We start from the raw sequence: 26,367 nt of genomic DNA on the forward strand, positions 1-26,367 counted from the left end.
AGCGCGCCAGTAGACAACACCAAACCCACCCGGTAGACCTACACCGAGGCCCACCGGGTGGCGGAATTACGTGACGGACACCCCGGGGGAATTACGCGACGGTCGACATCCAATCCTGATCGCCTCCAACTCGGCACAACCGAAACACCCGCAGTGGTATCACAACTTGAAGGCGAATCCCGAGTGCGAATTCGGCGGCGAGAAGTTCGTGGCCGCGGAGGTCACCGATCCCGACGAATATGTGCGCCTGTACGCATTGGCCGAACAGGTCTACGCCGGTTACGCGGACTACCGAGTCAAGACCGCACCCATGGGACGGAAGATCCCCGTCTTTCGGCTTACATCGCGGTGACGAATTCGTCGACGACCCACTGCGCCTCGCCAGCGGGGTAGGGCGGCTCCAGTCCGCCGCATCACCGCATCGGTAGCGGTGGCTCGCCAGCGCGCAGTCGCGCCACGTTGATGACGCAGTTCGCCAGCCTCTGGTACTGGTCCTCGTAGTAATCGAGCGACGTCACGTCCCTCCCGTCAGGGAATGGGCCGCTTATACGTGCGTTTTCCGTCAGCGCGTACGCGACGCCTTTTAGGTAGATCCATCCTTCGTAGCTGGCCCAGGGGCCGCCATCGGGAGCGACGATGTTGCCACCTACGAACGTGCTGCCGTCCGGGCCGTCGAGTGACTGGGCGTCCGCGAGATGTAGGCCGTCGTTGAAACCGGCGTTGATGGCGTCGACGGCCGGGGCGGGCGCTTCCTGACAGACCGCCGGCCTGGAGAGCTTCGACGGCAGCGTCCGCTCGATGGTCGGCACCGGCACGACTGGCGGTGACGACGGCGTTGCGACCGGGTCGGGCGCCTGCCATTTCACCACCGCGATGATTCCGCCCAGGAGTGCCACGCACACGATCGCGAGGCCGGCGATCAATGGCGGGCGCATCCACGGTGATTGCTTCTTGGGCGTTGGCCTCCAGGTGGATCCGTCCCAGTAGCGCTGAAGGCCCGATCCCTGCGGGTCTGGGTACCAACCCGGTGCGCTCATATGTCCCTCCGTGCACAGGCTGACGATCGCCTGTGAACGGTCATGGTATCGGCGACTTGGGGCTCAAGCGGCGTGGGGCGTGACGAGTTCGTCGACGACCCACCGTGCGACGCCAGCGGGGTAGGGCGGCTCCAGCCCGAGCACGAAGTGGGAGAACCCGGCGTCGACCGCCTGCGCGATCGCGCCCCGGGTGTCGTCGGGGTCGTCGTAGGACACCGGCAGGAACATCGAGCGCGTGATCGCGGACGGGTCACGTCCGAGTTCGACGCAGTAGCGGTCCAGTAGCGCGCTGCGACTGATCGCGTCGTCGATGTCGCCACCGGGGATGTTCCACAGGTCGGCATGTTTGGCGACCACACGCAGCAACGCGGCCGAGCGGCCGCCGATCATGATCGGCGGGTGGGGCCGTTGTACGGGCTTGGGGTTGCAAAGCGCACCGGTGAGTTGGACGTAGTTGCCGTCGAAGTCGAACGGTTCAGGCTCGGTCCACAACCGCCGGATGGCGGTCAGCCCCTCGGCGAGGTCCGCCACCGAGTGCGAAAAGTCATGGAAGGGAAGCCCGTTCGCTTCGTATTCGCGGCGCGCCAGCGGGTGACTTGGTCGCGAGCCTGCGCCGATCCCGAAGTCGAGCCGTCCGCCGGAGACGATGTCGACGGTGGCCGCGATCTTGGCCAACATCGCTGGCGGCCGAAACCGGTTGCTGGTCACCAGGAGGCCGAGGCGCAGCCGCTGGGTCTGGGCGGCGAGCGCCGATAGCAGGGTCCAGCCTTCATGGATAGGCCCGTTCGGATCGCCGCCGATCGGCAGCAGGTGGTCGAACAGCCACGCATGCTCGAGCTCCGGAATGGTGTCGGCCTCGCGCCAGACCCGCAGCACATCGGCGTATTCGACTTGCATTGGGGCGGTCATGATTCCGAAGCTGGGACGGGATGATTGCGTCACGGGAACTCCTCGTCGTCGGCCGTCCGCTCTGACATACTGACTAAACGGAACGGTGCTCCTCTTCAACATACGGAGCAGTGTTCCGTTTCGCAAGCGACGAAAGGACGGCAGCGGTGGGCGAACGCAAGCAGCCTGCTTCTGTCGTCCCCCGTAAACGCGCCGACGCCCGGCGCAACGAGCAGACTCTGCTCGATGCGGCGGCCGCGGTCTTCGTCACGTCAGGGGTGGATGCCCCGGTGCGCGAGATCGCGGCAATGGCCGGCGTGGGAATGGGCACGATCTACCGGCACTTCCCAACGCGCGCGGATCTCATCGTCGCCGTCTACCGCCACCAGGTCGAGGCATGCGCGGAGGCAGGCCCGGCGCTGCTGGCGAGCAGCGAAACTCCTTACGCCGCACTGGGACAATGGATCCAACTCTTCGTCGACTTTCTCGTCACCAAGCACGGACTGGCCGCAGTGCTGCGGTCCGACAACGCAGGCTTCGAGACTCTGCACGCCTACTTCCTTGAACGCCTACTGCCCGTGTGCACTCAATTGCTCGATGCCGCAGCCGAATCCGGCGAGATTGGTCCGAACATGGAGGCCGAGGTCTTGATGCGCGGTGTTGGCAATCTCTGCATCGGCGGCAACAGCCCCAGCTACGACGCACGTCGTATGGTCGAACTGCTCATCGCGGGACTGCGAGCTCCTCGCGGATAGCGGTGACGAACCCGTCGACGTCGGCTTCGGTGGTGTCCCACGCACACATCCAGCGCACCTCACCGGCCGCGCGGTCCCAGTCGTAGAAGCGCACGCGCTCGCGGATGCGATCGGCCGCGTCGTTCGGCAAGACCGCGAAGACGGCATTCGCCTGCGACTGCTGGCTGAAGGAGAGTGCACGGATGTCGCCGTCGGCGAGGCTCGCCTCGAGTGTGCTGCGCAACCGCGCGGCCATGCCGTTCGCGTGGGCCGCCGCGCGGAGGCCAAGTCCGTCATCGAAGAGCGCTAGCAGTTGGGCGCTCGCAAAGCGCATCTTGCTCGCGAGCTGCATGCTCAGTTTCCGTAGGTAAAGCATGCCTTCGGCGCGGGTGGGATCGATGACGACCACGGCTTCCGCGCCGAGCAGCCCGTTCTTCGTGCCACCGAAGCTCAGCACGTCGACGCCTGCCGCACTGGTGAATTCGCGGAACGGTACGCCGAGCGCGGCGGCGGCGTTCCAGATCCGGGCGCCGTCCATGTGCAGGGCCATTCCGTGCTCGTGTGCGAAGTCGGCGATCGCCCGCACCTCGGCCGGAGTGTAGAGCGTGCCGAGCTCCGTGGTCTGGGTGATGCTGACGGCCAGCGGCTGTGCGCGGTGTTCGTCGCCCCATCCCCAGGCCTCCGTCGCGATCAGGTCGGGGGTGAGCTTGCCGTCTGGAGTCGGCACTGTGAGCAGCTTGAGACCGCTGACCCGCTCGGGCGCGCCGCCCTCGTCACTGTGGATGTGCGCGGTCGCCGTGGCGACGACGGCACCCCAGCGCGGCAGCACTGCGGTGAGCGCGACCACGTTGGCACCGGTGCCGTTGAAAACCGGGAAAACATCTGCGGTGTCGCCGAATTCGGCCCGGACGACTTGTTGAAGCCGCGCGGTGTAGGCATCCGCACCGTAAGCCACCTGGTGGCCGCCGTTCGCCGCGGCCAGCGCCGCTAGCACCTCGGGGTGCACGCCTGCGTAGTTGTCACTCGCGAAGCCGCGGTAGGTGATGTCGTGGAGGGTCTCGACCATGCCCTCAGTCTTACAGGCTGAGCTCGAGCCGCTCCAGGCGCCGCACGAGCAGGCTCGGCAGCCAGCGCCCGATGTCGGAGGGCGCGAGCGTCGAGGTGTGATCGAGCAGATGCGCGAGCACGATCCTCGCTTCCAGCCGAGCGAGCGCGGCTCCGACACAGAAGTGCGCGCCCTTGCCAAAGGTGATGTGCCCCTTGCCTTCAACGCCTCGGTCGAGGCGGAATTCGTCGGGTTCGTCGAAGTGCGACGGATCGCGGTTGGCGGCTCCCCACAACAGCAGCACGCGCGAACCGGCGGCGAGGTCGAATCCACCCAAGGTGGTGTCACGCACAACGTGTCGGTAGTGGCCGCGGAACGGCGGTTCGTAGCGCAACACCTCTTCGAGAAACGGGCCAAGAAGCTCGGGATGTGCTCGGAGCTGCTGCTGGACGTCGGGACGGGTCGCCAAGATCCACGCCGCCGAGCCGATCAGGGAGGCCGTGGATTCTCCGCCTGCGCTGAACAGCGTGACCATCATGGCCAGGGCAGTCAGCTCGTCGATCACGCCGGCGTCACACGCGTTGGCGAGGTCACCGAGCAGGTCATCCTGCGGGTCGGCGGTCGCCCTTCCGAGCTGCTCAATGATGTAGCCGCCGAGTTCCATGACGGCGACGCCGGCAGCAGCGAGTTGCTCCTCGCCGACCAGTCCTTCGACCATCTGGGTCGCCCCGTACCCCCATTGCACGAGCTTGTCGGTGTCCTCGACGGGCACGCCGATGATGCGCCCGACGATCATCATCGGAAGCCGATTGGCCACGGCGCTCATCCACTCGATGTGCCCGTCGCACAGGTTGGCGTTCCACAATTGCTCGGCGGTTTCGGCGATGAACGGTTCGGCGGCGCGGATGCGCTTGGCCGCGAGTTGGGGAAGCAACGTCTTTCTGTGCACCGCATGGACCGGGTCGTCGGCCGTAGCGAGCACGTGCATCGGATCTCCGAGCCCGCCCATCTCGAACGTGCCAACGGTGCCCCCGGGCTGGTACGTCATCGTCGCGGTCAGGTTCGCGGAGAAATCGTGGGGACGGGCGATGACGTCGGTGATCGCATCCCAGCCGGAGATCGCGTGGAAGCCGGACTCGCCGATCCGGTGCACGGCTCCGGCGGCCAGCATGCGTTGGTAGAGCGGATACGGGTCTTGAATGCATTCGTCGTCGAATAGCTCAAGGCCCAGCTGGCCGTCGATTGTCACCTCCACAGGCTGACGCCCGAGCTCGGCGCGCGTCAATGCAACCGGCAAAGCTTGAATACCGGCAGGTGACCGGCTACCGCGGACGCCGTCTCACGCCGCGCCGCCGACCTGCAGTGCGCTGAGATTCGGCACCTCACTTCGTCTCATAGTGAGAAGAATACGTTTCGTCGACGCACGACGTGGAAAGCTCGAACGGTGACTAGGGACGACTGGCTGGTCGGTGGAGATCGGCGTGCGGTCGCCGCCGAGCGCATCTATGAAATTGCCACCGAGCTCATCGCGCAGGACGGCCTCGCCGCCTTCGACATCGACTCCCTGGCCGCTCGGGCGCATTGCTCGCGCGCAACCATCTATCGCCACGTCGGCGGCAAGGCCGAGATTCGCGATGGCGTGCTGACCCGCGCCGCAGCGCGCATCGTCGACACGGTTCGGCGCACGGTCGAGGGCATGAGTGGCCCGGATCGGGTCGTCACGGCGATCGCAGTGGCGCTGGAAGAGATCCGGTCCGACCCGCTCGGGCAGCTGATGATCAGCCGGTCGACCCTTCCGCATCAATCCGAAGTTCCCACTTCCTTGGCAATGGCCACACTGGCGACCGAGTTGACCGGGATCGCGGCCGACGATCCTGCGGCCGCGAAGTGGATCGTCCACCTGGTGATATCGATGGTCTACCTGCCCGTCGGCGACAGTGCAGTGGAGCGAGAGATGTTGCAGCGCTTCGTCGCACCTGCATTCGAGCCATCGGCGTAGCCGGTGGGGATCATTTGCACAGCCGGCCCACACAAAAATCACAGGTTCACTCGGTAGCTTTCTGGGTGACCGATCGCGGTCGCCAGTTCACCCCCCGGAATTCGGCGCCCGCGATCGGTCTTTTTCATGAAACCCCACCATGGACCTAACTGGGTAGGCACTGTTTACCTGCTGTCCAGATTCATTGCTGATACTGCAGCGCCGACACCGCACCCGACCGAGATTCCGAGTAGCCATTGATGAACTTCCGCTCGTGCACCGCCTTTGCGGCCGTGCTGCTCGGCCTCTGCGCCTCGTTCGGCGCGCAGGCATCGGCCAGTCCCGGCGGGGATTCCAGGGGGGAGGTGGCGTTCGGGGGCCTGCAGCGCACCTATCAGTTGCACGTGCCCGGCGGGCTCGACCAGCCCGCTGGCTTGGTGCTGAACCTGCATGGTTCCGGGCAGAACGGAAGCACGCAGGCTGGATTGACGAACTACAACTGGGTCGCCGATCAGCTTGGACTCGTGGTGGCGTATCCCGACGGCGTCGACCAGACCTGGGCCGACGGACGTGGCGCATCTGCGGCTGACCGCCGCGGTATCGACGACGTCGGCTTCCTGGTGGCACTCGTCGACCGGCTCTCGCACGACTACGGCATCGCGCCCGGCCGAGTCCTCGTCACCGGAATCTCGGCGGGTGCGTTCATGGCCAACCGGCTGGCGTGTGACCGCGCCGACGTCGTCTCCGCCGTGGCGCCCGTGGCCGGCACGCTCGGCTCTGGCGTGCCATGTGCTCCGTCCCGCCCTGTCGCGGTCCTCGAGACCCACGGCACCGCAGATCCCGTCGTGCCGTTCTACGGCGGGACGATGAACGGGAGCGGCGGAGTCAGTGACATCGTGGCGGCGCCGGCGATGGCATCCCGCTGGCGTGACCTGGATGGGTGCTCGAACCCGCCAGTGGAGGATGTCCTGCCCGCCAAGGGTGACGGCACGTCCGTGCACCGCTTCACCGGGGTCGGATGCGCTGGCGGAACCGACGCCGTCTTCCTCCAGGTCGACGGCGGCGGCCACACCTGGCCATCCGGCACCTTCTCGCTGCCTGCCGACTCGGTCGGATTGACCACCGGCGTCTTCAATGCCTCGTTGGCGAGCGGCCAGTTTTTCCTCGCGCACGCCAGATAGGGTGTAAATCCCCGAGAGTGAGGGCGCAGATGGACATCTCGTCAGTCGACGAATTGCTGTCGACCACAAGGGCGGTACGGCGCAGGCTCGACTTGAATCGAGCGGTCGAACGCGACGTGATCCTCGAGTGCCTCCAGTTGGCCATGCAGGCTCCGACGGCCAGCAACGACCAGAACTGGCGCTGGATGGTGGTCACCGACGAGGGAAAACGGGCCGCGATCGCCGAGATATATCGCCAGCTCGCGGGTGACTACCTGGTGCAAGCCGCCGCCGCAGCCACGGATCCGCAGACCCGCCGCGTGTACGAGAGCGCGCAGTCGTTGACCGGGATTCTTGCCGACGTCCCGGTGTTCGTAATTCCTTGTATCGAACGACGTTTCGACGACGCACCACTGATGGTCGCGGCGGCTGCGTGGGGGTCGATTCTCCCCGCGGCGTGGAGCTTTCTGCTCGCGCTGCGCTCCCGCGGACTCGGTTCGGTGTGGACCACGCTGCACTTGGCCAGGGAACGCGACGTCGCAGAGCTACTTGGTATCCCGGAGTCCGTCACGCAGGCGGCGCTGTTCCCCGTCGCCTACACCGTCGGCACCGACTTCAAGCCGGCTGTTCGTCCGCCTGCCGAGACCATCACGTCGTGGAATACCTGGGACAGCGGGTAATGCAGTCCTACACAGTGACATTCAGCGTCGACGCGCCCGTCCACAGGGTCTGGCGGGTACTGCATCCGCGGCCACCAGAAGGTTCGCGGCCGCCTCGGGTCATCGAATTTCCGGCAGGGCGCATCGAGATCCTCCACGAGGGCAACGAGGCCGGTGAAGGCCTGGTGCGTACATGCGAGTTCGCCGTGCCGAGGTACCTGCTGTCCGGGGGCAAGGCGCGGTCGTGGGAGGTCGTTACCGAGGCCAAGCTCGACAGGCTGTCGCGGTATGTCTCCATCGGCAAGCCGCTGTGGTCGCGCGCCGAGGGCTACCACAAACTGGACGAACAAGCCGACGGCACGACGCTGCTGGTGTTCCACGAGACGTACCACGCGTACCACCCGGTGATGCGCGCGCTGTTCGAACGCCGTGTGCACGCGATGATTTCGCGCGACAACCTGTCCACGTACGAACACGCGCTCGGGTTTGCCGGATCGACGAGGAGGCTGTCGTGAGGTCGACGGGTAGCCGTCATTCGCTGGGTGCGGCTTCTTCGGGTGTCGCGCGGCCTCGCCATCGGCGGTACCCGTGGCGTGCGGCGAATGCGCCGATGATGGCGGTCACACACCACACCGCGATGGCGCTGTATGCCAACGGCGCCGACAGATTTCCTATCGACGCACCAAGCGCGGTATAGACGAATGCGCGCGGGGCGGCGCCGATGAAGGCCCCGACGGCCATCTGCCACACCGGAACTCCGAATGCGCCGAACGCGTAGGAGGCCAACGCATCGGAGACCCCCGGGACGAAGCGTTGCCCGACCACCGCCCATAGGCCACCGCGCTGAATCTGCGCGTCGAGGCGATCGGCGCGCTTGGCGCCGAGCAGTCCGCGTGCGCTTTCTCGGCCCGCCCGCCGCCCGATGAGGCTGGTGATGACCGCGGTGCCGACCGCCGACCCCAGCGTGACGAACGTACCGAGCAGCGGCCCGAAGAGCACGCCACTTCCGGCCGCCAGGATCGGGCCGGGGACCAGGATCGCGCCGAGCGTGGCCGACACCGCGACGTACGTCAGCGGGGCAAAGGGACCCGTCGCCGCCACCGCGCGCCGAACGTCGTCGACGTCGACGATCCGCGCGACGGCGAACAGGTAGAACAGGCCAAGCAGGAACGCGACGAAGACGGCAAGCCGCACGACGTGGCGGCGTCTGCTGGTCGGGGGCGAACCGTCGTGCTCGGTCATGGTGCGGGCAATCCTCCCGCATCGCGTGTGCTTCCGGGTAGCCGGTATCAGTCGGGGCCGCCAGCCGGATTGGCGGGGTTTCCTCCGCCCGATGGAATTTATGTCGCGGTCGCGGAAGTTCTAGGCATCAGCGGCCATCCGGGCGCGACGACGTAGGAGACTCACCATGACCACTCACGTGCCACAGATGCCCGCCCGACGGGTACGCGGCATGCTCGCTGCCGTGTGTCTGGGTGCCATTGGCGTCGCCGGTCTGATGAGCCTGGCGCCCAAAGCGCACGCGGCTTCTTTTGGCCCGGAAGTCGGTCGCGTGGATCAGGCGTTCGTCGACGACGTGAAGAGCCCGCTCGGCGCAGCTGGCGTCGAACGTCGAACCCCAGTAAGCAGCATCCAGTTGACGATCGGGATCACCAGCTCGACGGGGATCATCACCAGGTAGAACCAGTTCGGCGTTCCGGTCTGCGCCCAGGCGAGCAGCCGCGCCAGGCCGCCCACGAAGAAGATCAGGCCCAGAAGGTTGACCACTGGCGCACGGCGGTCCAAGTCCTTTGCCGCCCACATGAATCCAACTCCGAACGCGGCGAACAGCACCGCATAGAAGCGCATGTCGCTATCGATCGTCGCGTTGACCCGGCCCCCGCCGATGATGCTGGCCGAGCCAATGAACAGGTGTGCCAAGGCAATTGCGAGGCAGACGAGTCCAAAAATCGTTAACCAGCCTTGTACCAGTACGCGCATGTCACCGCCTAATTAGATAACGTCCAATAAGCCTCGAACGTACGCCGCTTCGACCCAGCCGGTCAAGTGGGTGGTTACAGTCGGTGGGTGCCGCGCAGCAGGATGACGCCGAGCCAGCGCCGTGATCAACTGCTGGACGTCGGTTCCGCCATGTTTGCGGCACAGCCGTTCGACGACGTCTCGATGGAGGACGTCGCCGAACGCGCCGACGTCTCGCGCGCGCTCGTCTATCACTACTTTCCCAGCAAGAAGGAACTGTTCGGCGCGATCTGGAAGCGGGCGCACGACGAACTGTTGAAGTCGGCGACGTTCGACGATTCGGCGCCGCTGATGGATCAGGTGCGGCGGGCGCTGACGGTCCACTTCGAGTTCTACGAACAGAACGCTCCGCTGGTGTTCCTGGCCAACCGCAGCAGCATTGCCCTGGATCCTGTTGTACGAGCGCCCATTAGCGATGACCTCGAGACCATGCGCCACCGACTGCTCGACGCCGCTGGGTTGACGGGCCACGCCAGGGCGATCGCCGCGGCGGGACTGGTCGGATGGATTGCCTTCGTGCGCGAGGTCGCCATCGAGTGGCTCGAGCGCCGGGAGCTCTCTCGTCGTGAAGCGATCGAGTTGTGCCTGAAGGCATTGTCGGGTCTGCTTAGCTGAGCGCAGGACCGATCCAGCGGCGTAGATAGGCGCGCAACGCTTCGCCCGACCGCGGCGGCGTACTGGGCGCGATGACCATCGACTGGATGTTGCGCAGCAGGAACTCAACCAGTTCGTCAATGGTATGTTCATCGAAATCTAGTGCGGCCCAGTCAATGTGGGTATGTTGGAGCATGGACCGGCAGCGCGCGATGACATCGGGGGTCAGCATGGTCCGGCTGAACATGTTGGTGCGGTCGTTGGCGAGCAACAGCGCCAGTTGCGGCTCGTGCGGCAGCCTTTCGATGATGTATGCCATCACCTCGACCAATTGGCTGCTGACGTCCATGTCGGCGGTGATGGCCTCGATATGGGCGACGAAACTGGCCAGTGCGACGTCCGCCACCGCAGTGAAAAGTTCTTCGGTGCCTGCGAAGTAGCGGTACACGGTGCGCCTGGTGATGCCGAGTGAGGCCGCGACGTCGGACAGTGTGGTCTGCTCTGCCCCGCGCACGTCGACCATGGTCAGCGTCGCATCGATGATTCGCTTGCGCGCTTCATCGTCGTCGGAGGGCGGAGCGCCCGCCCAACCCTTGCGTCCCATAGGGCCTTGACTCTTTCACGAGGTTGGGGTCAGTATCAGAAGATACACATACACCTTTTGTGTGTAATGACTGACTCGCGGAGGACGTAGTGACCGAGTTGACCGTTCGTCGACCCAAGTTCGACTTCACCGATGACGTGCCTTGGCAGTGGAATCCGCAGAATCCCGCGTTCTCGCTCTTCATGAACGCGACGTCGATCATCGCGATCTGCTTCGAGCAGATGATCGTCGCCGCAGTTCAGGAGGCCAAGCCGCTGATCACCGATCCGGCGGTGGCGGCCGAGGCGACAGCGTTCCTGCGGCAGGAAGCCCAGCACTCCAGCTCGCACCGCAAGCACGTCACCGCATTGATCAAGCGCTATCCGGGCCTGCAGCAGACGTTCGACGCGGCCGTTGCCAGCTACGACCACGTCACCGCGACGACGCCACTGCCCTTCCGCCTGGCCTATGTCGCCGACCTGGAAGCGACGTTCACGCCGTTCTTCAAGATGCTGCTCGACAACGAGGCGACACTCTTTCGGCCCGGCGACGACCGGGTGGCCTCACTTCTGGTGTGGCACTTCGTCGAAGAGGTCGAGCACCGCAGTTCGGCCCTGGTCATTTACGACGCGGTGGTCGGTCGCCGGTGGTACCGCACCAGGGCGCTGCCGGGCATCGTGAAGCACTTGATGGAGGTGATGAACATCATCGTCGAGGGAGTCAACGCGCACGTGCCACCGGCCGAGCGCACCATCGATGCCCGCATGATGCTGCCGCTGTACGGATTGCAGGACACCCTGCGCCGCAAGTTGGGCCGGTCGGCTGAGGCGACGCCGCGGGCCTTCGCGGGTATCCCTCGCAAGGAAATGTTCACGACGACGCGGCGGGTCTTGTTGAGCCAGACTCCATTCCACGATCCTGTGCACGAGCCACTGCCCGCGTTCGCCGACCGCTGGTTCGAGCGCTGGGACCGCGGCGGCGACGTCACCCGGTGGTATTCGGCCGAGCTCGCCGGCTGAACCGGCATGCCGCAATGCAACGAGACCTTTGACCGCATCGCGGGCCAGCTCGGCAACTTCACCTGCCGGGACGCTCCAGCGGTCATTCACCTCCGCAATCCGTTCGGATTGTCGAACTGGACGTTGCCGATACTCGAATTGATGATGGTGACCGTCGCGGTGGCAGCGCTGTGGTGGGCCATCCGCCGACTGCGCCGCGCAGGCGATCCGACCAATCTGGTGCTCTGGTTCGGCACGACGGTCTACCTGCTGGTGATCGAGCCGCCGCTGTACTTCCCCGATGTCTTCGGCATCGAAGACCAAGTCGGAGTCGTGTTCGCGCACAACGCGTTCACGGTGCAGTTCCTGTTCGAGCGGCTGCCGCTGTACATCGTGGCGCTCTATCCGGCTGTGATGATGTTGGCTTACGAGATCGTGCGCGCGCTAGGCGTCTTCCGGGATCGTGGCATCGTCGTCGGCGCGATCTGCGTCGCCTTCGTCCACCACTGCCTCTACGAGGTCTTCGACCAACTCGGTCCGCAGCTGCGGTGGTGGGCGTGGAACACCGGGAATCCGATCAACCACCCCTTTCTCGCGTCGGTTCCCATGAGCAGCGTCGTCATCTTTGCCACCATCGGCCCTTTGGTCACGGTACTGCTTGCCCAGCTTCTTGTCGATCGGAAAGTGCAGCGCGGCAAGAGCTTCGGAGCGTTTTCCCTGGTCGGGCGCACGCTGGCCGTCGGCGCATTGGTGCCGGCCGGGGTCGTGGTGCTGAGCATCCCGTCGTCGGTGTTCGGTGGCGCCGCACCGAACACCACCGCTCAGGGCATCGTCTACGCCGTGGAGTTGTCGATCGTCACGGCAATCGCCGCCCCGATACTGCTTCGCCAGTGGCGACTGGCTCGGAGCGGATCGCCCACCGGTGTCGAGCTTCCCAACGGGTTCGTGCGCGTGTTCGGTCCGCTCTATCTCGGCGTGCTGGCCGCACTCTGGGTCAGCGCGCTCCCGCAGTACTTCGGCGCCGTCGACGGGGTGACCCGCGACGGCACGCCGATCGGCAATGGCTGGTACGCCGGTGCGTCCTTCGTACTCGCCGCGTTGGCGGTCGCCGCCGTCGCCATGCCACCGAAGGCGGCGAGACCGCAATCCGTACGCGAACATCACCTCGATCGCGCGTAGCAATGCGGACGCGGTGACCCGACGACCAGGCGCCGCGGGTTCAGCAACGTACTGAATCCGCACGACCGGATCCGCCCTGGGCGGAGTCGTCGGACCGGCGATCCTGTGGCGCTGCTGGTGATTAGATTGGAGGTCCAACGTCTAGGGAGGTCCCACATGACCGCGACCGTGTCTACCAAGCCCGCGTCCTCGGCCCAACCCAAGTACCAGGTCGTCAATCCAGCCACCGGCGAGGTCGGCGAGAAGTTCGACTTCGCCACCGACGCCGAGTTGGAGGCGAAGCTGGCAGCCTCCGCGGAGGCCTACCGCGCGTGGCGGGACGTGCCGATCGCCGAGCGGGCGAAGGTCGTTTCGCGGGTGGCGGAGCTGTTCAAGGAGCACGCCGACCGGCTCGGCGCCATCGCGACGGAGGAGATGGGCAAGCCGCTTCCGGAGGCGGTCGGTGAGGCCGACTTCTGCGGCGACATCTTCGGCTACTTCGCCACGGAGGGGCCGGGGCTGGCGTCCGCCCAGGAGATCAAGACCTTCGCCGATGGCAAGGCCTACGTACAGAAGCTCCCGATCGGCCCCCTGCTTGGCATCATGCCGTGGAACTACCCGTTCTATCAGATCGCCCGATTCGCTGCACCAAACCTGGTGTTGGGCAACACGATAATCCTCAAGCATGCCGAATCCGTGCCGAAGTCGGCGCTGGCCGTCCAGGAGCTCATGGACCAGGCCGGGGTGCCGTCAGGTGTGTATCAGAACCTCTTCGCGTCCTACGACCAGATCGAACAGGTCATCGGCGACCGCCGTATCGTCGGCGTCTCGTTGACCGGCTCGGAACGGGCCGGCGCGGTGGTGGCGGCCATCGCGGGTAAGAATCTCAAGAAGTGCGTGCTGGAGCTCGGCGGGTCCGACGCGTACGTGGTGCTCGACTCGGAAGACGTGGACGCGTCAGCAGATCTGGCGTGGGACACCAGGATTGGCAACACCGGGCAAGCGTGCAACTCGAACAAGCGGATGATCGTGACGAGCGACATCTACGACGGCTTCGTAGGGCGGCTCGTCGAACGCGCGAAGGACCTGAAGCCAGGCGACCCGGCCGAAGCGGCCGACGGAACCTTCGCACCGCTGTCGTCGCGCAAGGCCGCCGAAATCTTGCACGAGCAGGTCCAGGACGCCGTCGCCAAGGGCGCGACACTGCACGCCGGCGGTGTGCTCGCAGACGGTCCGGCCGCGTACTACTCGCCTGCGGTGTTGACGGGCATCACGCCCGAGATGCGTGCGTATCGCGAAGAGTTGTTCGGTCCCGTCGCGGTGGTGTACTCCGTCACCAGCGACGAGGAGGCGTTGACCCTGGCCAACGACTCCGACTACGGCCTGGGTGGCGCGGTGTTCAGCACCGACAAGGCGCGCGCGGAGAAGATCGCGCAGCGGCTCGAGTCGGGCATGTCCAATGTCAACGCCCCCGCCAACGAAGGGCAAGAGGTGCCGTTCGGCGGCGTGAAGCGCAGCGGCTTCGGTCGTGAGTTGGGCCCGCTCGGGATGGACGAATTCGTCAACAAGCGGCTGTACTACGTGGCCGACTGACTTAGGGCGCGTCGACGAGTGCGGCCCAGTCCACGATGCAACGCGTAGGTCCGCGGTAGCACGCTCCGCCTTGCGGAGTTCGGGATCGACCGACTTCAGGTATGAATTAGGTGACCCAGTCGGGCTGCTGGTCCACATCGACGGCACCGAAGTCCTTGTGGCCCAAGCCTGAAGTGCAACCGCCGTCGACGACGAACTCCGAGCCGGTCGAGTAGCTGGACTCGTCGCTGGCAAGGTAGACCACCAGATTGGAGACCTCTACCGGTTCAGCCGCGCGGCCCAGGGCGGTCTGGAAGATGTCCTCGGGCACCCACTCGGTCATGGGAGTCTTGATGAGCCCCGGATGGATCGAATTGACCCGGATTCCGCTGGGGCCCAATTCCAGTGCCGTCGACTTGGTCAGGCCGCGGACGGCGAACTTGCTGGCTGTGTAGCCGTGGCATGCGATGGTGCCGGCCAGGCCCTCGATCGACGAGATGTTGATGATGGAGCCGCGCGCGGCCGCCTTCATCGTCGGCACGACCGCGCGAATGCCGAGGAAGACCCCCGTCAGGTTGATGTCGAGAATCCTTTGCCATTCCGACAATTCGTAGTCTTCGATGGTGCCGATGTTGATGATCCCGGCATTGTTGACCAGGATGTCGACGCCGCCGAACTCGGAGTTCGCGGTGGCGACGGCTGCCGTCCAGTCGTCGGGCTTGGTGACGTCGAGATGGACGTAGCGCGTCGCATCCCCGACTGCGTTGGCCACCAACTCACCCTCGGCGTCGAGGATGTCGCCGAAGACCACCTTCGCTCCTTCGGCCACCAGCGCGCGCACGTGCGAGGAGCCCATTCCACGCGCGCCCCCGCTGACCAGCGCCACCTTCCCCGCCAACCGTCCCGTCATTTCACTCCTGTTCGTGCGGCCTACGCCGCAACTCGTAGTCTTGCGCGTCCGGACGGTTGGTCCACCGCCAATAGTCGAAGATGCGGAACCCGTACAGCGTTGGGACGTCGCCTGCGGCGTTCTTGTAGTAGCTGCTGGTGACGGCCGGATGGGTGTACACCATCTGCTTCAGTCGCTCCTGCGCGCGGCGGTTGTAGTCGTCGCACACGTCCGCGCGCACCGTGGCCGAGTCGTGGCCGCCGGCGAGGACCATGTCGATGCAACCCAAGATGTAGCGCATCTGGCACTCGGAGTTGTAGATGATGCTGGCCCCGTTGACGGCGTTGGTGCCGGGACCGAACATGCAGAAGAAGTTCGGGAAGTCCGGCACGGTGACGCCGAGATAGGCGTACGCGGAGTCGCCCCAGGTGTCGTTTAGTTCTCGCCCGTCGCGCCCACGCACGTTGATGGGGCCGAGTTGGTGGTTGACGTCGAACCCGGTGGCCCACACCAGTACGTCGGCGGAGCGATGCACGCCGTCGACGGTCGTCACGCCGTCCGCGGTGACCTCGGCGATGCCGTCGTTGATCAGTTGGACGTCGTCGCGTTGCAGTGTGGTGAGCCAGGTTCCGTTGTCCTGCAATGTCCGTTTGCCCATCGGGGGGTAGTTCGGGGTGACCTTCGCCAGCAGGTCTTCGTCGGTGCAGAAGAACCGCATCCACGCGATGAAGATGTCCCGGATCGCGTGGTTCGACGCGCTGCTCGAGAGCCCGCCGTCGTCCCAGTCCGGGTCGATGCGCACCTGCTCGTCGAGCGCATCGGCGATGGGCCACCACGACACGAACCGCAGCCACCGCCCGTAGTAGGGCAGGTGGCGGATCGCCCACCTGGCCGCGTCGGGGATGGCGTCGTGGTACATGGGATTGGGCGCCATCCATTGCGGCGTGCGCTGGTACACGTCGATGTGTCGGGTCGCGTCGGCGATGGCGGGCACGAGTTGGAACCCGCTGGCGCCTGCGCCGATGACCGCGACCCGTTTGCCCGTCAGGTCGACGTCGTCGCGCCAATCCGCGGTATGAAACGACGGTCCGCGGAACTCCTTGGCGCCCTTGATGTTCGGAATCACCGAGTTGGTGAACTGGCCGACCGCGCAGATCAGCGCGCGCGCAGTCAACGTCTCCTGGATGCCGTCGGCCCCGCGAATCGTCACACGCCAGATCGCGGAGTCTTCGTCCCAGACGGCGCCCGTCGCCTGGGTGTCGAACCGCACGTCCGGGGTGATGTCGTACCGCGCCGCAACGTCATTGAGGTACCGCAGGAGCTCGGGTTGTTCAGCGAAGTAGTGCGTCCAGTGGTCAGTCGGCTCGAACGAATAGGCGTAGTACTGGTTTGCGATGTCTACGCGGCAACCCGGATAGCGGTTGGCCAACCACGTGCCGCCAACCCCTGACTGCTTCTCGATGATCGTGAACGGCACGCCAGCTGCCTTGAGCTTGATGCCTGCCAACAATCCAGCTTCACCGCACCCGATGACGACGACGGGGAAGTCGCTGCGCTGTTCGGCCGACGATGCCAACACCGGCCCGGCCTGATCGGCATCGCTGAACCGCAGGTCCGCGGCAACGTAGTCGACGTGCTCAGCGCTGACCGCTCCGGCGGACATCACGTCGAACATGACCCGCATCTGTTCGGCGTCCGGGATGAACGGCGTCGGGCAGCCGCGGTCGCGGTAGTCGCGGATCACGTCGAAGGCGCGCTCGCGCACCGCCTCCTTGTCGGGCTCGCTCATCGCGCCCTGCAGGTCCATCGCGATGAGCATGAACGGCCGCGGAAGCTCGTCGAGCAGGCCCATGTCGCCGGTCATGTGGACCATCGACATCAGCAGTGCAGGAACGCTTGCCTCCGCGACGGCGGCTCGGATGACGTCGTCGGAGTCGTCGAACGGAAGCCCCAACAATCGAGCCGTGTCCGTGACAGCCTGGGCAGAGCTCGCGATGGGCGACGTCATTGTTCCTCCGCGCGAGTAGACAGATTGCAAAATGCGTCTACTCGCACGTTAGCATCAGCCCGACCCGACGTGAAGGAGGCCTCGTGCGCGCAGTGGTGATGGATAGTCAGGGCGCCGTGCGCGTCGACGAACTTCCCGATCCCGCGCTACCCGGTCCGTTCGGGGCGGTCGTCAAGGTCGAGGCCGCGGCCATCTGCGGTTCCGACATGCACTTCTTCGACGGGGACCTGCCATCGGTCGACGGCCTGTCGATCGGCCATGAGGCCGTGGGCACCATCGTCGAATTAGGCAGTGCAGTAAATAGATTCGCCATCGGGCAGCGCGTGATGGTCTCCTGCATCACCGGTTGTGGGCACTGTGCTGGATGCGGGGTGGGCGACCCGGCGATCTGCGACAGCGGTTCGACGATCTTCGGGTTCGGCGCTGGCCTCGGCGGAGGACAGGCGGAACTGTTGGCGGTGCCTGGGGCCGATGCGAACCTGATGGCGCTTTCCGACGACGTCGGCGACGAGGCCGCACTGCTGCTGACCGACAACCTCACGACCGCGTGGACGGCCGCACGTCGGGGTGACGTCAGCCCCGGGAAGTCGGTGCTCGTGGTGGGTCTGGGTGCGGTCGGGTTGTGTGCGGTCAAGTGTGCGCTCGTGCTGGGCGCCGCAACGGTTTACGTGTACGACCCCGTCGCGGGTCGGCGGGACCGCGCGGTCGGGTTCGGGGGTACCGCCGTCGGTGATGACACGGTCGCCGAGGTGCTGCAGGCGACGGGCGGACGCGGAGTCGACGTGGTCATCGATGCGGTGGCAACGGATCGTTCGCTCGACTCGGCGTTCGCGAGTGTGAAGGCAGGCGGGACCGTTTCAGTCGTCGGCGTACACGACTTGAATCCCTACCCGATGCCGATCCTGACGGGAGTGTTCAAGTCGATCACGCTGCGGATGTCGATGGCGGCAGTGCAGAGCGCGTGGCGCGAAGTGGTTCCGCTGGTGCGCACCGAAAAGTTGGACACCACAGGCATATTCACCCACCAGCTTCCGCTGGAGGAGGCGCCGGCCGCGTATTCGCTGGTCGCCGCTCGCAGCCCCGATTGCGTGAAGGTGATGCTGACCACCTAGCGACGTCCTTCAAAGGCACGAAGCCTTTCAAGGGCTTCGTGTAACCGGAGCTTGACGAGATCGTCGGGAATCTCGAAGTGGCGGGCAATGCGCTCGACGGGCCAGCCCCAATAGTGCGCGCGCAGGAGTATTTCCCGCTCCTCGGCAGGCAACAGCGTCAATGCCTCGATGACGCGTCGTCGATCCTGCTGCGGACCGCGTCGATTGTCCCCGGCCGACCATCGGGGCACCCTCATAGCTCCAAGGTGCCTACTCGGACGGCACACGTCATTGCAGCTAGCTGCTATTGCTGCTGTTAGTCAGCTGAAGGTGCGCTGAACCGACGCTGGGACGTCTCCCGCGCGCCAAAACGGCCACCATGGGAACCCGCCGTCGGGGAAACTAGTGGGGTGACCGACGCTGCGGAAGTTCTGACGATCGATCTCCCGCACCTACGCGTGTCGGCGCTGGCCTGGGGGCCACCCGACGGTCGGCTCGCGTTATGCCTGCACGGATATCCGGACACGGCGTGGACGTGGCGGCACTTCGGCCCCGCGTTGGCTGCGAAGGGCTTCCGAGTGGTGGCCCCGTTCAGCCGCGGATACGCACCGACAGCGATCCCCGCCGACGGCGACTACCACATCGGCGCACTGATGTACGACGCGATCGCTTTGCACCGCGAGCTAGGCGGCGGCTCCGACGCCGCGGTGATCGGGCACGACTGGGGCGGCATGACCGCCAGTGCCCTTGCCGCACATGCAGATTCGCCGTTCACCAAGTCGGTGACGATGGGGGTGCCCTTCTTGCCCGGGTTCGGCAAGCAGGTGGCCGGCCGGATCCTGCGACGCATGCCCAGGCAAGCGCGGATGAGTTGGTACGTGGTGTATCAGCAGCTTCCGGGTCTCTCGGATCGCACCCTGGGACGCGTCATTCCGAGGCTGTGGCGGGACTGGTGTCCGCCCGGATACCAGGCCGGTGGCGACTTGGCGCGGCTGTGGGACGCGCTGCCCGACCTCGCCCATCGCACGGCGGCCGTCTCCTACTACCGCCACCAGGCCCGGCCCGGCAAACCAGCGCCCGAATACCGCGCGCTGCACGAGGGCTGGGACTCCGGGCTTCCTCGGATACCGGTGCTGCTTCTGCACGGGGAGCTCGACGGGGCCATCGACGTCCGACTCGCCACCATCAGCGCAGAAGCGCTTCCCGCAGGGAGTCATCACGAAGTCATCCCTGCCGCAGGACATTTCATGCACCTCGACCGACCGGATCTGGTGACCGCGACGATCGAGCGCTACCTCTCCGCTTAGCGTGAACGAAAGCACCGAGGGAAACGAATAGCTCGTGGCCACCGTCCTGATACCGATTCCCGATGTCGACTTCGATCCGACCGAGGTCGCCGTCAGCTGGCAGGTGCTGACAAGCCGTGGTCACACCGTGGTGTTCAGCACCGAAAGCGGGCGCCCGGCCGTCGCTGACGATCTCATGGTCACCGGACGCGGGCTGGACTTCTGGTCGCGGGTGCCGGGGTTGGGGCGGGTGGTCGTCGTTGGGCGCTTGCTTCGCGCCAACGGGGATGCCCGCGCTGCGTATGCACGCATGGTGGCGTCCACCGAGTACCGACAACCCATCGCGTGGACCGAGGCTCGGCTGGACGACGTCGATGGTCTGCTCCTTCCAGGCGGCCACCGCGCTCGTGGGATGCGGAGCTACCTCGAGAGCGACGTGTTGCAGCGGCTCGTGGTGGACGCATTCGCCACAGGCCTCGTCGTGGCGGCCATCTGTCACGGGGCGTTGCTCGCGGCTCGCAGCATCGACCCGGCCACCGGCCGCTCAGTCCTCTACGGGCACAAGACAACCGCGCTCACCTGGGCGTTGGAACAACGCGCATGGCACGTAGCCCGGGTGACGAGATTCTGGGATCCCGACTACTACCGGACCTATACCGAGCAACCCGGCGATCCGGTGGGTTATATGTCGGTCGAGGCGGAAGTCACTCGCGCGCTTGAGGACCCAGGTGACTTCCGCGACGTCGTCGAGGGCTCCCCGGACTGGCGCACGAAGACCTCGGGCACCGCGCGGGACACCGCGACCGACGCCCGCCCCGCGTTCGTCGTCGACGATGGGACCTACATTTCCGCACGCTGGCCCGGGGATGCGCACACCTTCGCCGCGGCCGTGTCGGCGCGGCTATCCGAGGTGCCGCGCGTCGGCGGTTAGCGTGCAACCCATGGGGTTCTACGAGGTCGTCGAGACGGTCGGGAAGGTGATCGACGGCATCGGAGTGGCGATCATCGCCGTCGGGCTGGTCCTGGCTGTCGGAGTGGCGGTCGGCCGCATGCTGCGCAAAGCCGGCGACACCTACCAGCTGCTGCGCGGGCAACTCGGGCGGTCGATCCTGCTCGGACTGGAGTTTCTGGTTGCCGCCGACATCATTCGCACCGTGGCCGTGACTCCGACTACCGAGAGCGTGCTGGTCCTGGCGGGCATCGTGGCGATCCGGACGTTCCTCAGCTTCTCCCTGGAACTCGAGATCACGGGTCGGTGGCCATGGCAGAAGAACAGCGTGACTCAGCCTGGCCCCTGAGTCAGTCCTTCTTGATGCGGGGAGCTAGTTGGACGACCTCGGGCACGACGGTGGGATTGGCGTACGCCAGCGTGACGAGCGAGACCAAGGTGTTGGCGACGTCGCGAAGCGCGGACATCTGCGCGGGTAGCTGTCCGTGTTCCGTCCACGACTGGAACAGCTGCGCGAGCAGCTCACGGTCGGCGCCCCGCAGGATCTCGGTGTCCTGAGTGGGTCCGATGCCGACCCGCACCAGCGACAGCTCGGGATGCTCGCTGCGCCAGGCACGCAAGATCTCGTCGAGCGCGGCCTTGCTGGCGCCGTAGGCGGCGACGCCTGCGCGCGGACGACCTACGTCGCTGTTGGACGCGACCAGCACCACCCCGTTCTCCGAGAGGTGGGGCAGCGCAGCGCGCAGCACCGTGTTGGCGCCGATCGTGTTGACGCTGAACGCGTGGAGCCAGGTCGTGACGTCGGTGTCTTCAATGTGAGCGAACGGGATCACGGTGCTGGTGAACACGACGGCATCGAGGCCGCCGAGCGCCTCCGCTGCGGCGTCCACGACGCGGCCGATGGCCGCCGTGTCCTCGACGTCGAGTTCGAATGCCGAGCCGCCGATCTTGTCGGCCAACTGCGTCAACAGGTTCATGCGCCGGGCGGCGACGGCCACCTTGGCGCCCCGCTCACCGGCACTGATGGCGACCGCGTGGCCGATTCCCGACGACGCCCCGACGACGAGCAGACGCAATCCGTCGGCATCGGCATGTTGACCACTCACTGAGAACCACCTTCGACGAGCACGGTAATACTGTTCTCGTCACATTAGAGCGTCGACAAAGGATTGCCTAAGTTGGCCCGCCGCTGTCAGGCCCGACGGTTCACCCGCGTCCGAAGCGGTTGGTTGCAGTCGGTGCGATCAATAAGCTCACGGGGAGCCGAAGGGGACACCATGACTAGCGCGAGAACCGACCCTCGATGAAGGCCGTCAGCTGCTTCGAAGGAAACTTGTCCGTGGTGGAGCTACCCACCCCACAGCCGGCGGCCGGACAGCTGCTGCTCGAGGTGCGGCGCTGAAGGCCATGGGTGTCGGCACCATCGTTGCCAGTGACTTCTCACCGGGTCGGCGTGCGCTGGCGGCGCGCAGCGGCGCGGACGTCGTGGTCGATCCCACCGATGATTCGCCGTACGACGCGGCCACGGCCAAGAAGGGTTTCATCACCGAGGCTCCAGCGCTCTTCGAACTCGGCGTCGGCTCGATGGAGAAGCTGCGCAAGGTGCCGGGCTGGGCGCACCTCTATCGGGTGGCCGACAAGTTCGGCGCCGCGGGGCCCAAGCAGGCGGTGATCTTCGAATGCGTCGGCGTGCCCGGGATGATCGACGCGGTACTCAGCGCCGCCCCGCTGGCCGCGCGGGTGGTGGTCGTCGGGTTATGCATGGGCGAGGATCGCTTCCGTCCGAGCATGGCGATCGGGAAGGAGATCGACCTGCGGTTCGTATTGGGTTACACGCCACTGGAATTCCGCGACACCCTGTACATGCTGGCCGACGGGAAGCTGGACGCCTCCGCGCTCGTCACGGGTAGCGTCGGGCTCGATGGGGTGGACGCCGCTTTCAACGCACTTCGGGATCCGGAACGCCACGCAAAGATCCTCATCGACCCAACGAGTGCCGAGGTCTTGGTGTAGCCGATGTCGACCTTCTGGCTGTACCTGCGTATTCAGCTGATGATCTTCGTGTTCGGAATCGTAGGGCCGATCTTCCTCATCACCTACTTCGCGATTCAGCCCGAGCCCGACACGCGGTGGATGTACTGGTGGGGCCTGTTCATCACCGCCGCCGACGTGTTGATCGCGTTGTCGATCACGCAACAATCCCTGAAGGATAGGCGGGAGGGCACGTCGACCGGAAAGCCCACCACCGAAGAGCTCATCGAGGCCGCATCGGCCAAGCTGCGCGGCCCGAAGAGGACCTGACCAGCTACCCGGACGTCCCACTTGCGGTCGTCGCGATGCCTCCGTCGACCGGAATGACGGTCCCGGTCAGGTAGGCGCCCGCACGACTGGACAGGAAGACCGCGATGCCTGCCATGTCGTCGTCACGACCGATGCGTCGCAGTGGCGCGGCCGCCGCAATCGCGTCGCCGGCCACTTCGAGCGTCGCCGCCATCATCTTCGATTGGAACGGCCCAGGCGCGACCGCGTTGACCGTGATGTGTTGCGGCCCAAGTTCGCGAGCCAGCACCCGGGTCAGCTGATGCAGTCCCGCCTTGCTGCTGGCGTAGGAGTAGGTGGGCAGCGGGCTGACGTGGAGGGCGTCGATGCTGCCGACGTTGATGACGCGGGCCGGATCATCGAACGTGCCAGCTTTCCGAAGCGCAGGCAACAGGGCCTGAACCATCCAGAACGGCGATTTGAGGTTGAGGTCGATGACCTTGTCCCACGCCGAATCTGGGAACGTCTCCAACGGCTCGCCCCAAGTGGCGCCCGCGTTGTTGACCAGGATGTGCAGCCCCGCTGCGTCGGCACCGACCAGTTCGGCGAGCCGCACACATTCGTCGTGCCGGGACAGGTCGGCGGGCACCGCCGCCACCTCACCGAACGCGGACAATAGCTCGGAAGCCTGCTCGCACGCATCGGCCTTGCGCGAGCTGATCGTCACGTGCGCGCCGGCCTGCAGCAGCCCGCGGGCCATCATCAGTCCGATACCGCGCGTACCTCCGGTGACAAGGGCGCGCTTCCCCGTGAGGTCGAAAAGCTCTGTGTGCGTGGTCATCAGGCGACCGAGCTCTTCTCCAGAATGTGCAGACCGCACGCGCTGCCAAGGCCGATGACGTGGGCCATGCCGACCTTCGCGCCTTCGATCTGCCGCGGCCCACCCTCGCCGCGAAGGTGCGTGGATACCTCGTAGATGCCCGCTATGCCCGTGGCCGCGATCGGGTGGCCCTTCGACTCGAGGCCGCCGCTCACGTTCACCGGCATGTCGCTGTCACGCCAACCGCGCCCGGCACGCACGAAGTCCAGCGCCCCGCCGGGCTCGCACAGCCCGAGGTTGTCGTAGTGAACCAGTTCGGCAGTCGCGAAGCAGTCGTGCAGTTCCACCAGATTGAGGTCTTCCGGGCCGATGCCGGCTTGCTCGTAGGCCGTCGCCGCTGCCTGTCGGGTCAGGGTGTTGACGTCCGGAAGCACCTGGCAGGCCTCTTGCCAGGGGTCGCTTGTCAGCACCGAGGCGCTGATCTTCACCGCGCGGCGCTGTTGTTCCAGCGACAGCGTGCGCAGCTTGGTTTCGGTCACCAGCACTGCGGCGGCAGCACCGTCGCAGTTGGCCGAGCACATCGACCTGGTGTTGGGATAGGAGATCATGACGTCGTTCATGATCTGCTCGAGCGTGAACCGCTTCTGGTATGCGGCAAGTGGATTCAGCGTCGAATGGGCATGGTTCTTCTCCGCGATGCGGGCGAACAACTCGAGGTCGGCGCCGCCGTACCGGTGCGCGTATTCCATGCCGATCTGCGCGAAGACTCCTGGCATCAGGTCGGTACCGGTCCGCCCCTCCAGCAGTGCGACCGCGCCGAGCCGACCGTTGGCCGTCCACCGGTTGTCCTTCTTGGCCTTGGGCGCACCGAGCAGGCCTGCCCCGGAAAGCTTTTCGACGCCAACCGCGAGCCCGTAGTCGGCTTCACCGGCCTTCAGTGCCATGTGGACGACGCGAACGGCGGTGGCGCCCGTCGCGCAGGCGTTGGCGACGTTGAACACCGGGATTCCGGTCTGGCCGATCTGCTTCTGCAGCTGCTGGCCGATGCCCGCGTTGGCCTGCATCAAGTTGCCCGCCGCGAGGATGCCCATGTCCTTGATGCCCACGCCCGCGTCGGCGAGCGCACCACGGGCCGCCTCGGAGGCCAGGTCGACCTCGTCGAGGTCGGGGTGCTTGCCGAACTTGGTCATGTGGATGCCGAGAATCCAGACTGCGTCGCTCATTTGGCTTCCTCACTCTCGATGGGCGCGAAGGCGTATCCGACGGCCTCTACGCCGTCGTCGTCGACGCCCTCGGAGACCGTGACGAGTCGGACCTTCATCCCGACCTTCACGTGCTCGGGATCCGGTGTGACGTCGACGAGCTTTCCGCGGACGCTGGTGCCGCCGCAGTCGACGATCGCCGCGACGAACGGCACCTCGACTCCTGGGATGCTGAAGGCCACGATGCTGAACGTCCGCACCGTTCCGGTCGTGTCGATGTCGACCTGGCCGAATTCCTCACCGCCGCACGATGCGCACGCGTTACGCCGGTCGAAGTACCTGGCTCGGCACTGGGTGCACTGCTGTGCCACCAGATGGGGCGGGTCCAATTCGAGATACGACACCAGCGGTATGCGACCGCCTGTCACCTGATCGGTAGTCATCGAGCTCCGTCCGCAAAGGGGTTCACCGGCCCATTGACCATGACACGGTGCGGATCGGAGCTGATCCCGGGGTCCGATTATCGCGAGGCTAGTGCAATTATTAGGCGATCTAGCGAGGGGACAATGCTCATGACCGCGACATTCGACGCGAATCCGGTCGTCTTCGCGGGCGCGGCAGGTCCGCTGGTGGGCGACCGATGGGGCAGCGGCGGCGGCCGCGGGCCCGTGCTGATGCTCCACGGCGGCGGGCAGACCAGACATTCCTGGGACCGCGCGGCACGCTCGCTGGCCGCCGAGGGGTGGGACGTGGTGACCGTCGACGCCCGCGGGCACGGCGACAGCGCGTGGGCGCCGGACGGCGACTATGCCGTCGAGGCCCTCGTCGCGGACCTCTTGTTGGTGCGCGATCAACTCGGCGGCGGGCTGCCCGTGATCATCGGAGCGTCCATGGGAGGCATGACGGCCATGGTGGCGGAAGGTGAATTGGGCAATGTAGCAAGGGCATTGGTGCTCGTCGACATCGTGCCGCGGATCGAAACCGACGGTGTCGAACGCATCGGCGATTTCATGAGCTCGGCGCCGACGGGCTTCGCAAGCCTCGAAGAGGTGGCCGATGCGGTCGCGGCCTATCAACCCCACCGTGAGCGGCCCAGCAACATCGAGGGGCTGCGCCGCAACGTGCGGCTGGCAGAGGACGGCCGGCTCTATTGGCATTGGGACCCGGCGTTCATGCGCATTGGGGAAGGGCTCGACGTGGATCACGACGCCCAGCATCGAAGGCTGGCCGACGCCGCGCGGCGCATCTCCGTCCCGACCCTGCTGGTGCGGGGGATGCTGTCCGACATCGTCAGCGCGGCAGGTGCGGCTGAACTGCTCGAGCTCATCCCCGGTGCGACGGCCATCGACGTGCACGGCGCAGGGCACATGGTGGCGGGCGACGACAACGCGATATTCGTCGATCAGACCACGGCGTTCCTTAGCTCGCTCTGAGTAAC

Annotated in this window: 29 protein-coding genes and 2 pseudogenes; 17 read left to right on the plus strand and 14 right to left on the minus strand. The window is 65.9% G+C overall.

The genetic code is table 11. The annotated features are described in order from the left end of the window. Nucleotides 1-100: 100 nt before the first annotated feature. Nucleotides 101-352, plus strand: a pseudogene (locus tag SLQ30_RS26820) (nitroreductase/quinone reductase family protein); the annotation flags it as partial. A gap of 61 nt (nt 353-413) precedes the next feature. On the opposite strand, the gene SLQ30_RS26825 reads toward SLQ30_RS26820, so the two are convergent. Further along, the gene (locus SLQ30_RS26825) at nt 414-1,037 is read right to left on the minus strand and encodes a DUF2510 domain-containing protein (protein ID WP_319449841.1); all 624 of its coding nucleotides are present in this window, start codon (nt 1,035-1,037) and stop codon (nt 414-416) included. Nucleotides 1,038-1,100: 63 nt separating this feature from the next. Continuing rightward, nucleotides 1,101-1,946: an LLM class flavin-dependent oxidoreductase gene (locus tag SLQ30_RS26830; RefSeq protein ID WP_319449842.1), complete on the minus strand. Its 846-nt coding sequence runs from the start codon at nt 1,944-1,946 to the stop codon at nt 1,101-1,103. Between the two features lie 146 nt (nt 1,947-2,092). Between SLQ30_RS26830 and SLQ30_RS26835 the strand changes: the two genes are divergently transcribed. Continuing rightward, nucleotides 2,093-2,680, plus strand: a complete 588-nt coding sequence (locus tag SLQ30_RS26835) for a TetR/AcrR family transcriptional regulator (RefSeq protein WP_319449843.1) — start codon at nt 2,093-2,095, stop codon at nt 2,678-2,680. On the opposite strand, the gene SLQ30_RS26840 is transcribed toward SLQ30_RS26835, so the two are convergent. Continuing rightward, nucleotides 2,649-3,725, minus strand: coding sequence for a threonine aldolase family protein (locus SLQ30_RS26840; RefSeq protein WP_319449844.1), 1,077 nt, complete (start codon nt 3,723-3,725; stop codon nt 2,649-2,651). The two genes, SLQ30_RS26835 and SLQ30_RS26840, sit on opposite strands and share 32 nt — an antisense overlap. 10 nt (nt 3,726-3,735) lie before the next feature. Then, entirely contained in the window at nt 3,736-4,953 is a 1,218-nt protein-coding gene (locus tag SLQ30_RS26845) for a cytochrome P450 (protein ID WP_319449845.1), read from the minus strand. Nucleotides 4,954-5,148: 195 nt separating this feature from the next. Here SLQ30_RS26845 and SLQ30_RS26850 point away from each other — a divergent pair, with 195 nt between their 5' ends. From SLQ30_RS26850 to SLQ30_RS26865, 4 genes are all read left to right on the plus strand, one after another. After that, nucleotides 5,149-5,703 carry a TetR/AcrR family transcriptional regulator gene (locus tag SLQ30_RS26850; RefSeq protein WP_319449846.1) on the plus strand — a complete coding sequence of 185 codons (555 nt, stop codon included), beginning with the start codon at nt 5,149-5,151 and terminating at the stop codon, nt 5,701-5,703. Between the two features lie 239 nt (nt 5,704-5,942). Next, nucleotides 5,943-6,863, plus strand: a complete 921-nt coding sequence (locus SLQ30_RS26855) for an alpha/beta hydrolase family esterase (RefSeq protein WP_319449847.1) — start codon at nt 5,943-5,945, stop codon at nt 6,861-6,863. Nucleotides 6,864-6,892: 29 nt separating this feature from the next. Further along, on the plus strand, nt 6,893-7,522 hold the full coding sequence (locus tag SLQ30_RS26860; RefSeq protein ID WP_319449848.1) for a nitroreductase family protein: 630 nt from the start codon (nt 6,893-6,895) through the stop codon (nt 7,520-7,522). Continuing rightward, nucleotides 7,522-8,016, plus strand: a complete 495-nt coding sequence (locus SLQ30_RS26865) for an SRPBCC family protein (RefSeq protein WP_319449992.1) — start codon at nt 7,522-7,524, stop codon at nt 8,014-8,016. Before SLQ30_RS26860 ends, SLQ30_RS26865 begins: the two co-directional genes overlap by 1 nt. Before the next feature lie 16 nt (nt 8,017-8,032). On the opposite strand, the gene SLQ30_RS26870 is transcribed toward SLQ30_RS26865, so the two are convergent. Both SLQ30_RS26870 and SLQ30_RS26875 read right to left on the minus strand, forming a co-directional pair. After that, on the minus strand, nt 8,033-8,743 hold the full coding sequence (locus tag SLQ30_RS26870) for a TVP38/TMEM64 family protein (RefSeq protein ID WP_319449849.1): 711 nt from the start codon (nt 8,741-8,743) through the stop codon (nt 8,033-8,035). A gap of 315 nt (nt 8,744-9,058) precedes the next feature. Then, nucleotides 9,059-9,481: a DUF4345 domain-containing protein gene (locus tag SLQ30_RS26875; protein ID WP_319449850.1), complete on the minus strand. Its 423-nt coding sequence runs from the start codon at nt 9,479-9,481 to the stop codon at nt 9,059-9,061. A gap of 87 nt (nt 9,482-9,568) precedes the next feature. Here SLQ30_RS26875 and SLQ30_RS26880 point away from each other — a divergent pair, with 87 nt between their 5' ends. Then, nucleotides 9,569-10,135: a TetR/AcrR family transcriptional regulator gene (locus SLQ30_RS26880; RefSeq protein WP_319449851.1), complete on the plus strand. Its 567-nt coding sequence runs from the start codon at nt 9,569-9,571 to the stop codon at nt 10,133-10,135. Here the strand turns inward: SLQ30_RS26880 and SLQ30_RS26885 are convergent. Then, nucleotides 10,128-10,718: a TetR/AcrR family transcriptional regulator gene (locus SLQ30_RS26885; protein WP_319449852.1), complete on the minus strand. Its 591-nt coding sequence runs from the start codon at nt 10,716-10,718 to the stop codon at nt 10,128-10,130. The genes SLQ30_RS26880 and SLQ30_RS26885 overlap by 8 nt on opposite strands. 89 nt (nt 10,719-10,807) lie before the next feature. Here SLQ30_RS26885 and SLQ30_RS26890 point away from each other — a divergent pair, with 89 nt between their 5' ends. The 3 genes from SLQ30_RS26890 (at nt 10,808) to SLQ30_RS26900 (ending at nt 14,446) form a co-directional block, all read left to right on the plus strand. After that, the gene (locus SLQ30_RS26890) at nt 10,808-11,716 is read left to right on the plus strand and encodes a metal-dependent hydrolase (protein ID WP_319449853.1); all 909 of its coding nucleotides are present in this window, start codon (nt 10,808-10,810) and stop codon (nt 11,714-11,716) included. Nucleotides 11,717-11,722: 6 nt separating this feature from the next. Beyond that, entirely contained in the window at nt 11,723-12,874 is a 1,152-nt protein-coding gene (locus SLQ30_RS26895; protein ID WP_319458346.1) for a hypothetical protein, read from the plus strand. A gap of 156 nt (nt 12,875-13,030) precedes the next feature. Beyond that, the gene (locus tag SLQ30_RS26900) at nt 13,031-14,446 is read left to right on the plus strand and encodes an NAD-dependent succinate-semialdehyde dehydrogenase (protein WP_319449855.1); all 1,416 of its coding nucleotides are present in this window, start codon (nt 13,031-13,033) and stop codon (nt 14,444-14,446) included. A 106-nt stretch (nt 14,447-14,552) separates the two neighbouring features. Here the strand turns inward: SLQ30_RS26900 and SLQ30_RS26905 are convergent, their stop codons facing one another. Beyond that, the gene (locus SLQ30_RS26905) at nt 14,553-15,335 is read right to left on the minus strand and encodes an SDR family oxidoreductase (protein ID WP_319449856.1); all 783 of its coding nucleotides are present in this window, start codon (nt 15,333-15,335) and stop codon (nt 14,553-14,555) included. 1 nt (nt 15,336) lies between these two features. Continuing rightward, nucleotides 15,337-17,322, minus strand: coding sequence for an NAD(P)/FAD-dependent oxidoreductase (locus tag SLQ30_RS26910; RefSeq protein WP_319449857.1), 1,986 nt, complete (start codon nt 17,320-17,322; stop codon nt 15,337-15,339). Nucleotides 17,323-17,405: 83 nt separating this feature from the next. On the opposite strand from SLQ30_RS26910, the gene SLQ30_RS26915 reads away from it, so the two are divergent. Then, complete coding sequence (locus SLQ30_RS26915) at nt 17,406-18,434, plus strand: alcohol dehydrogenase catalytic domain-containing protein (protein WP_319449858.1); 1,029 nt, start codon at nt 17,406-17,408, stop codon at nt 18,432-18,434. Here the strand turns inward: SLQ30_RS26915 and SLQ30_RS26920 are convergent. Beyond that, nucleotides 18,431-18,670, minus strand: a complete 240-nt coding sequence (locus tag SLQ30_RS26920; RefSeq protein WP_319449859.1) for a sigma factor-like helix-turn-helix DNA-binding protein — start codon at nt 18,668-18,670, stop codon at nt 18,431-18,433. The genes SLQ30_RS26915 and SLQ30_RS26920 overlap by 4 nt on opposite strands. Nucleotides 18,671-18,823: 153 nt before the next feature. Here SLQ30_RS26920 and SLQ30_RS26925 point away from each other — a divergent pair, with 153 nt between their 5' ends. Genes SLQ30_RS26925 through SLQ30_RS26935 form a run of 3 tightly spaced genes read left to right on the plus strand, consistent with a single transcriptional unit; the run spans nt 18,824 to nt 20,997 of the window. Further along, the gene (locus SLQ30_RS26925) at nt 18,824-19,720 is read left to right on the plus strand and encodes an alpha/beta fold hydrolase (protein ID WP_319449860.1); all 897 of its coding nucleotides are present in this window, start codon (nt 18,824-18,826) and stop codon (nt 19,718-19,720) included. 34 nt (nt 19,721-19,754) lie between these two features. Beyond that, entirely contained in the window at nt 19,755-20,630 is an 876-nt protein-coding gene (locus SLQ30_RS26930) for a type 1 glutamine amidotransferase domain-containing protein (RefSeq protein ID WP_319449861.1), read from the plus strand. A gap of 10 nt (nt 20,631-20,640) precedes the next feature. Further along, complete coding sequence (locus SLQ30_RS26935) at nt 20,641-20,997, plus strand: DUF1622 domain-containing protein (protein WP_319449862.1); 357 nt, start codon at nt 20,641-20,643, stop codon at nt 20,995-20,997. Between the two features lies 1 nt (nt 20,998). On the opposite strand, the gene SLQ30_RS26940 is transcribed toward SLQ30_RS26935, so the two are convergent. Beyond that, a complete protein-coding gene (locus SLQ30_RS26940; protein WP_319449863.1) occupies nt 20,999-21,754 on the minus strand; it encodes an SDR family oxidoreductase in 756 nt (251 codons plus the stop codon). 292 nt (nt 21,755-22,046) lie between these two features. Here SLQ30_RS26940 and SLQ30_RS26945 point away from each other — a divergent pair. Both SLQ30_RS26945 and SLQ30_RS26950 read left to right on the plus strand, forming a co-directional pair. Then, a pseudogene (locus SLQ30_RS26945) lies at nt 22,047-22,661 on the plus strand (zinc-binding dehydrogenase); the annotation flags it as partial. Between the two features lie 3 nt (nt 22,662-22,664). Continuing rightward, nucleotides 22,665-22,949, plus strand: a complete 285-nt coding sequence (locus tag SLQ30_RS26950; protein WP_319449864.1) for a hypothetical protein — start codon at nt 22,665-22,667, stop codon at nt 22,947-22,949. A gap of 4 nt (nt 22,950-22,953) precedes the next feature. Here the strand turns inward: SLQ30_RS26950 and SLQ30_RS26955 are convergent, their stop codons facing one another. Genes SLQ30_RS26955 through SLQ30_RS26965 form a run of 3 tightly spaced genes read right to left on the minus strand, consistent with a single transcriptional unit; the run spans nt 22,954 to nt 25,372 of the window. Further along, entirely contained in the window at nt 22,954-23,748 is a 795-nt protein-coding gene (locus SLQ30_RS26955; RefSeq protein ID WP_319449865.1) for an SDR family oxidoreductase, read from the minus strand. Next, complete coding sequence (locus SLQ30_RS26960; protein WP_319449866.1) at nt 23,748-24,950, minus strand: thiolase family protein; 1,203 nt, start codon at nt 24,948-24,950, stop codon at nt 23,748-23,750. The genes SLQ30_RS26955 and SLQ30_RS26960 overlap by 1 nt, the downstream gene beginning before the upstream one ends. Next, the gene (locus tag SLQ30_RS26965) at nt 24,947-25,372 is read right to left on the minus strand and encodes a Zn-ribbon domain-containing OB-fold protein (protein ID WP_319449867.1); all 426 of its coding nucleotides are present in this window, start codon (nt 25,370-25,372) and stop codon (nt 24,947-24,949) included. The genes SLQ30_RS26960 and SLQ30_RS26965 overlap by 4 nt, the downstream gene beginning before the upstream one ends. A gap of 129 nt (nt 25,373-25,501) precedes the next feature. On the opposite strand from SLQ30_RS26965, the gene SLQ30_RS26970 reads away from it, so the two are divergent. After that, nucleotides 25,502-26,362, plus strand: a complete 861-nt coding sequence (locus SLQ30_RS26970) for an alpha/beta hydrolase (protein ID WP_319449868.1) — start codon at nt 25,502-25,504, stop codon at nt 26,360-26,362. Nucleotides 26,363-26,367: the final 5 nt, after the last annotated feature.

This window comes from Mycobacterium sp. RTGN4 (assembly GCF_033804635.1).
Taxonomy (GTDB): Bacteria; Actinomycetota; Actinomycetes; order Mycobacteriales; family Mycobacteriaceae; genus Mycobacterium.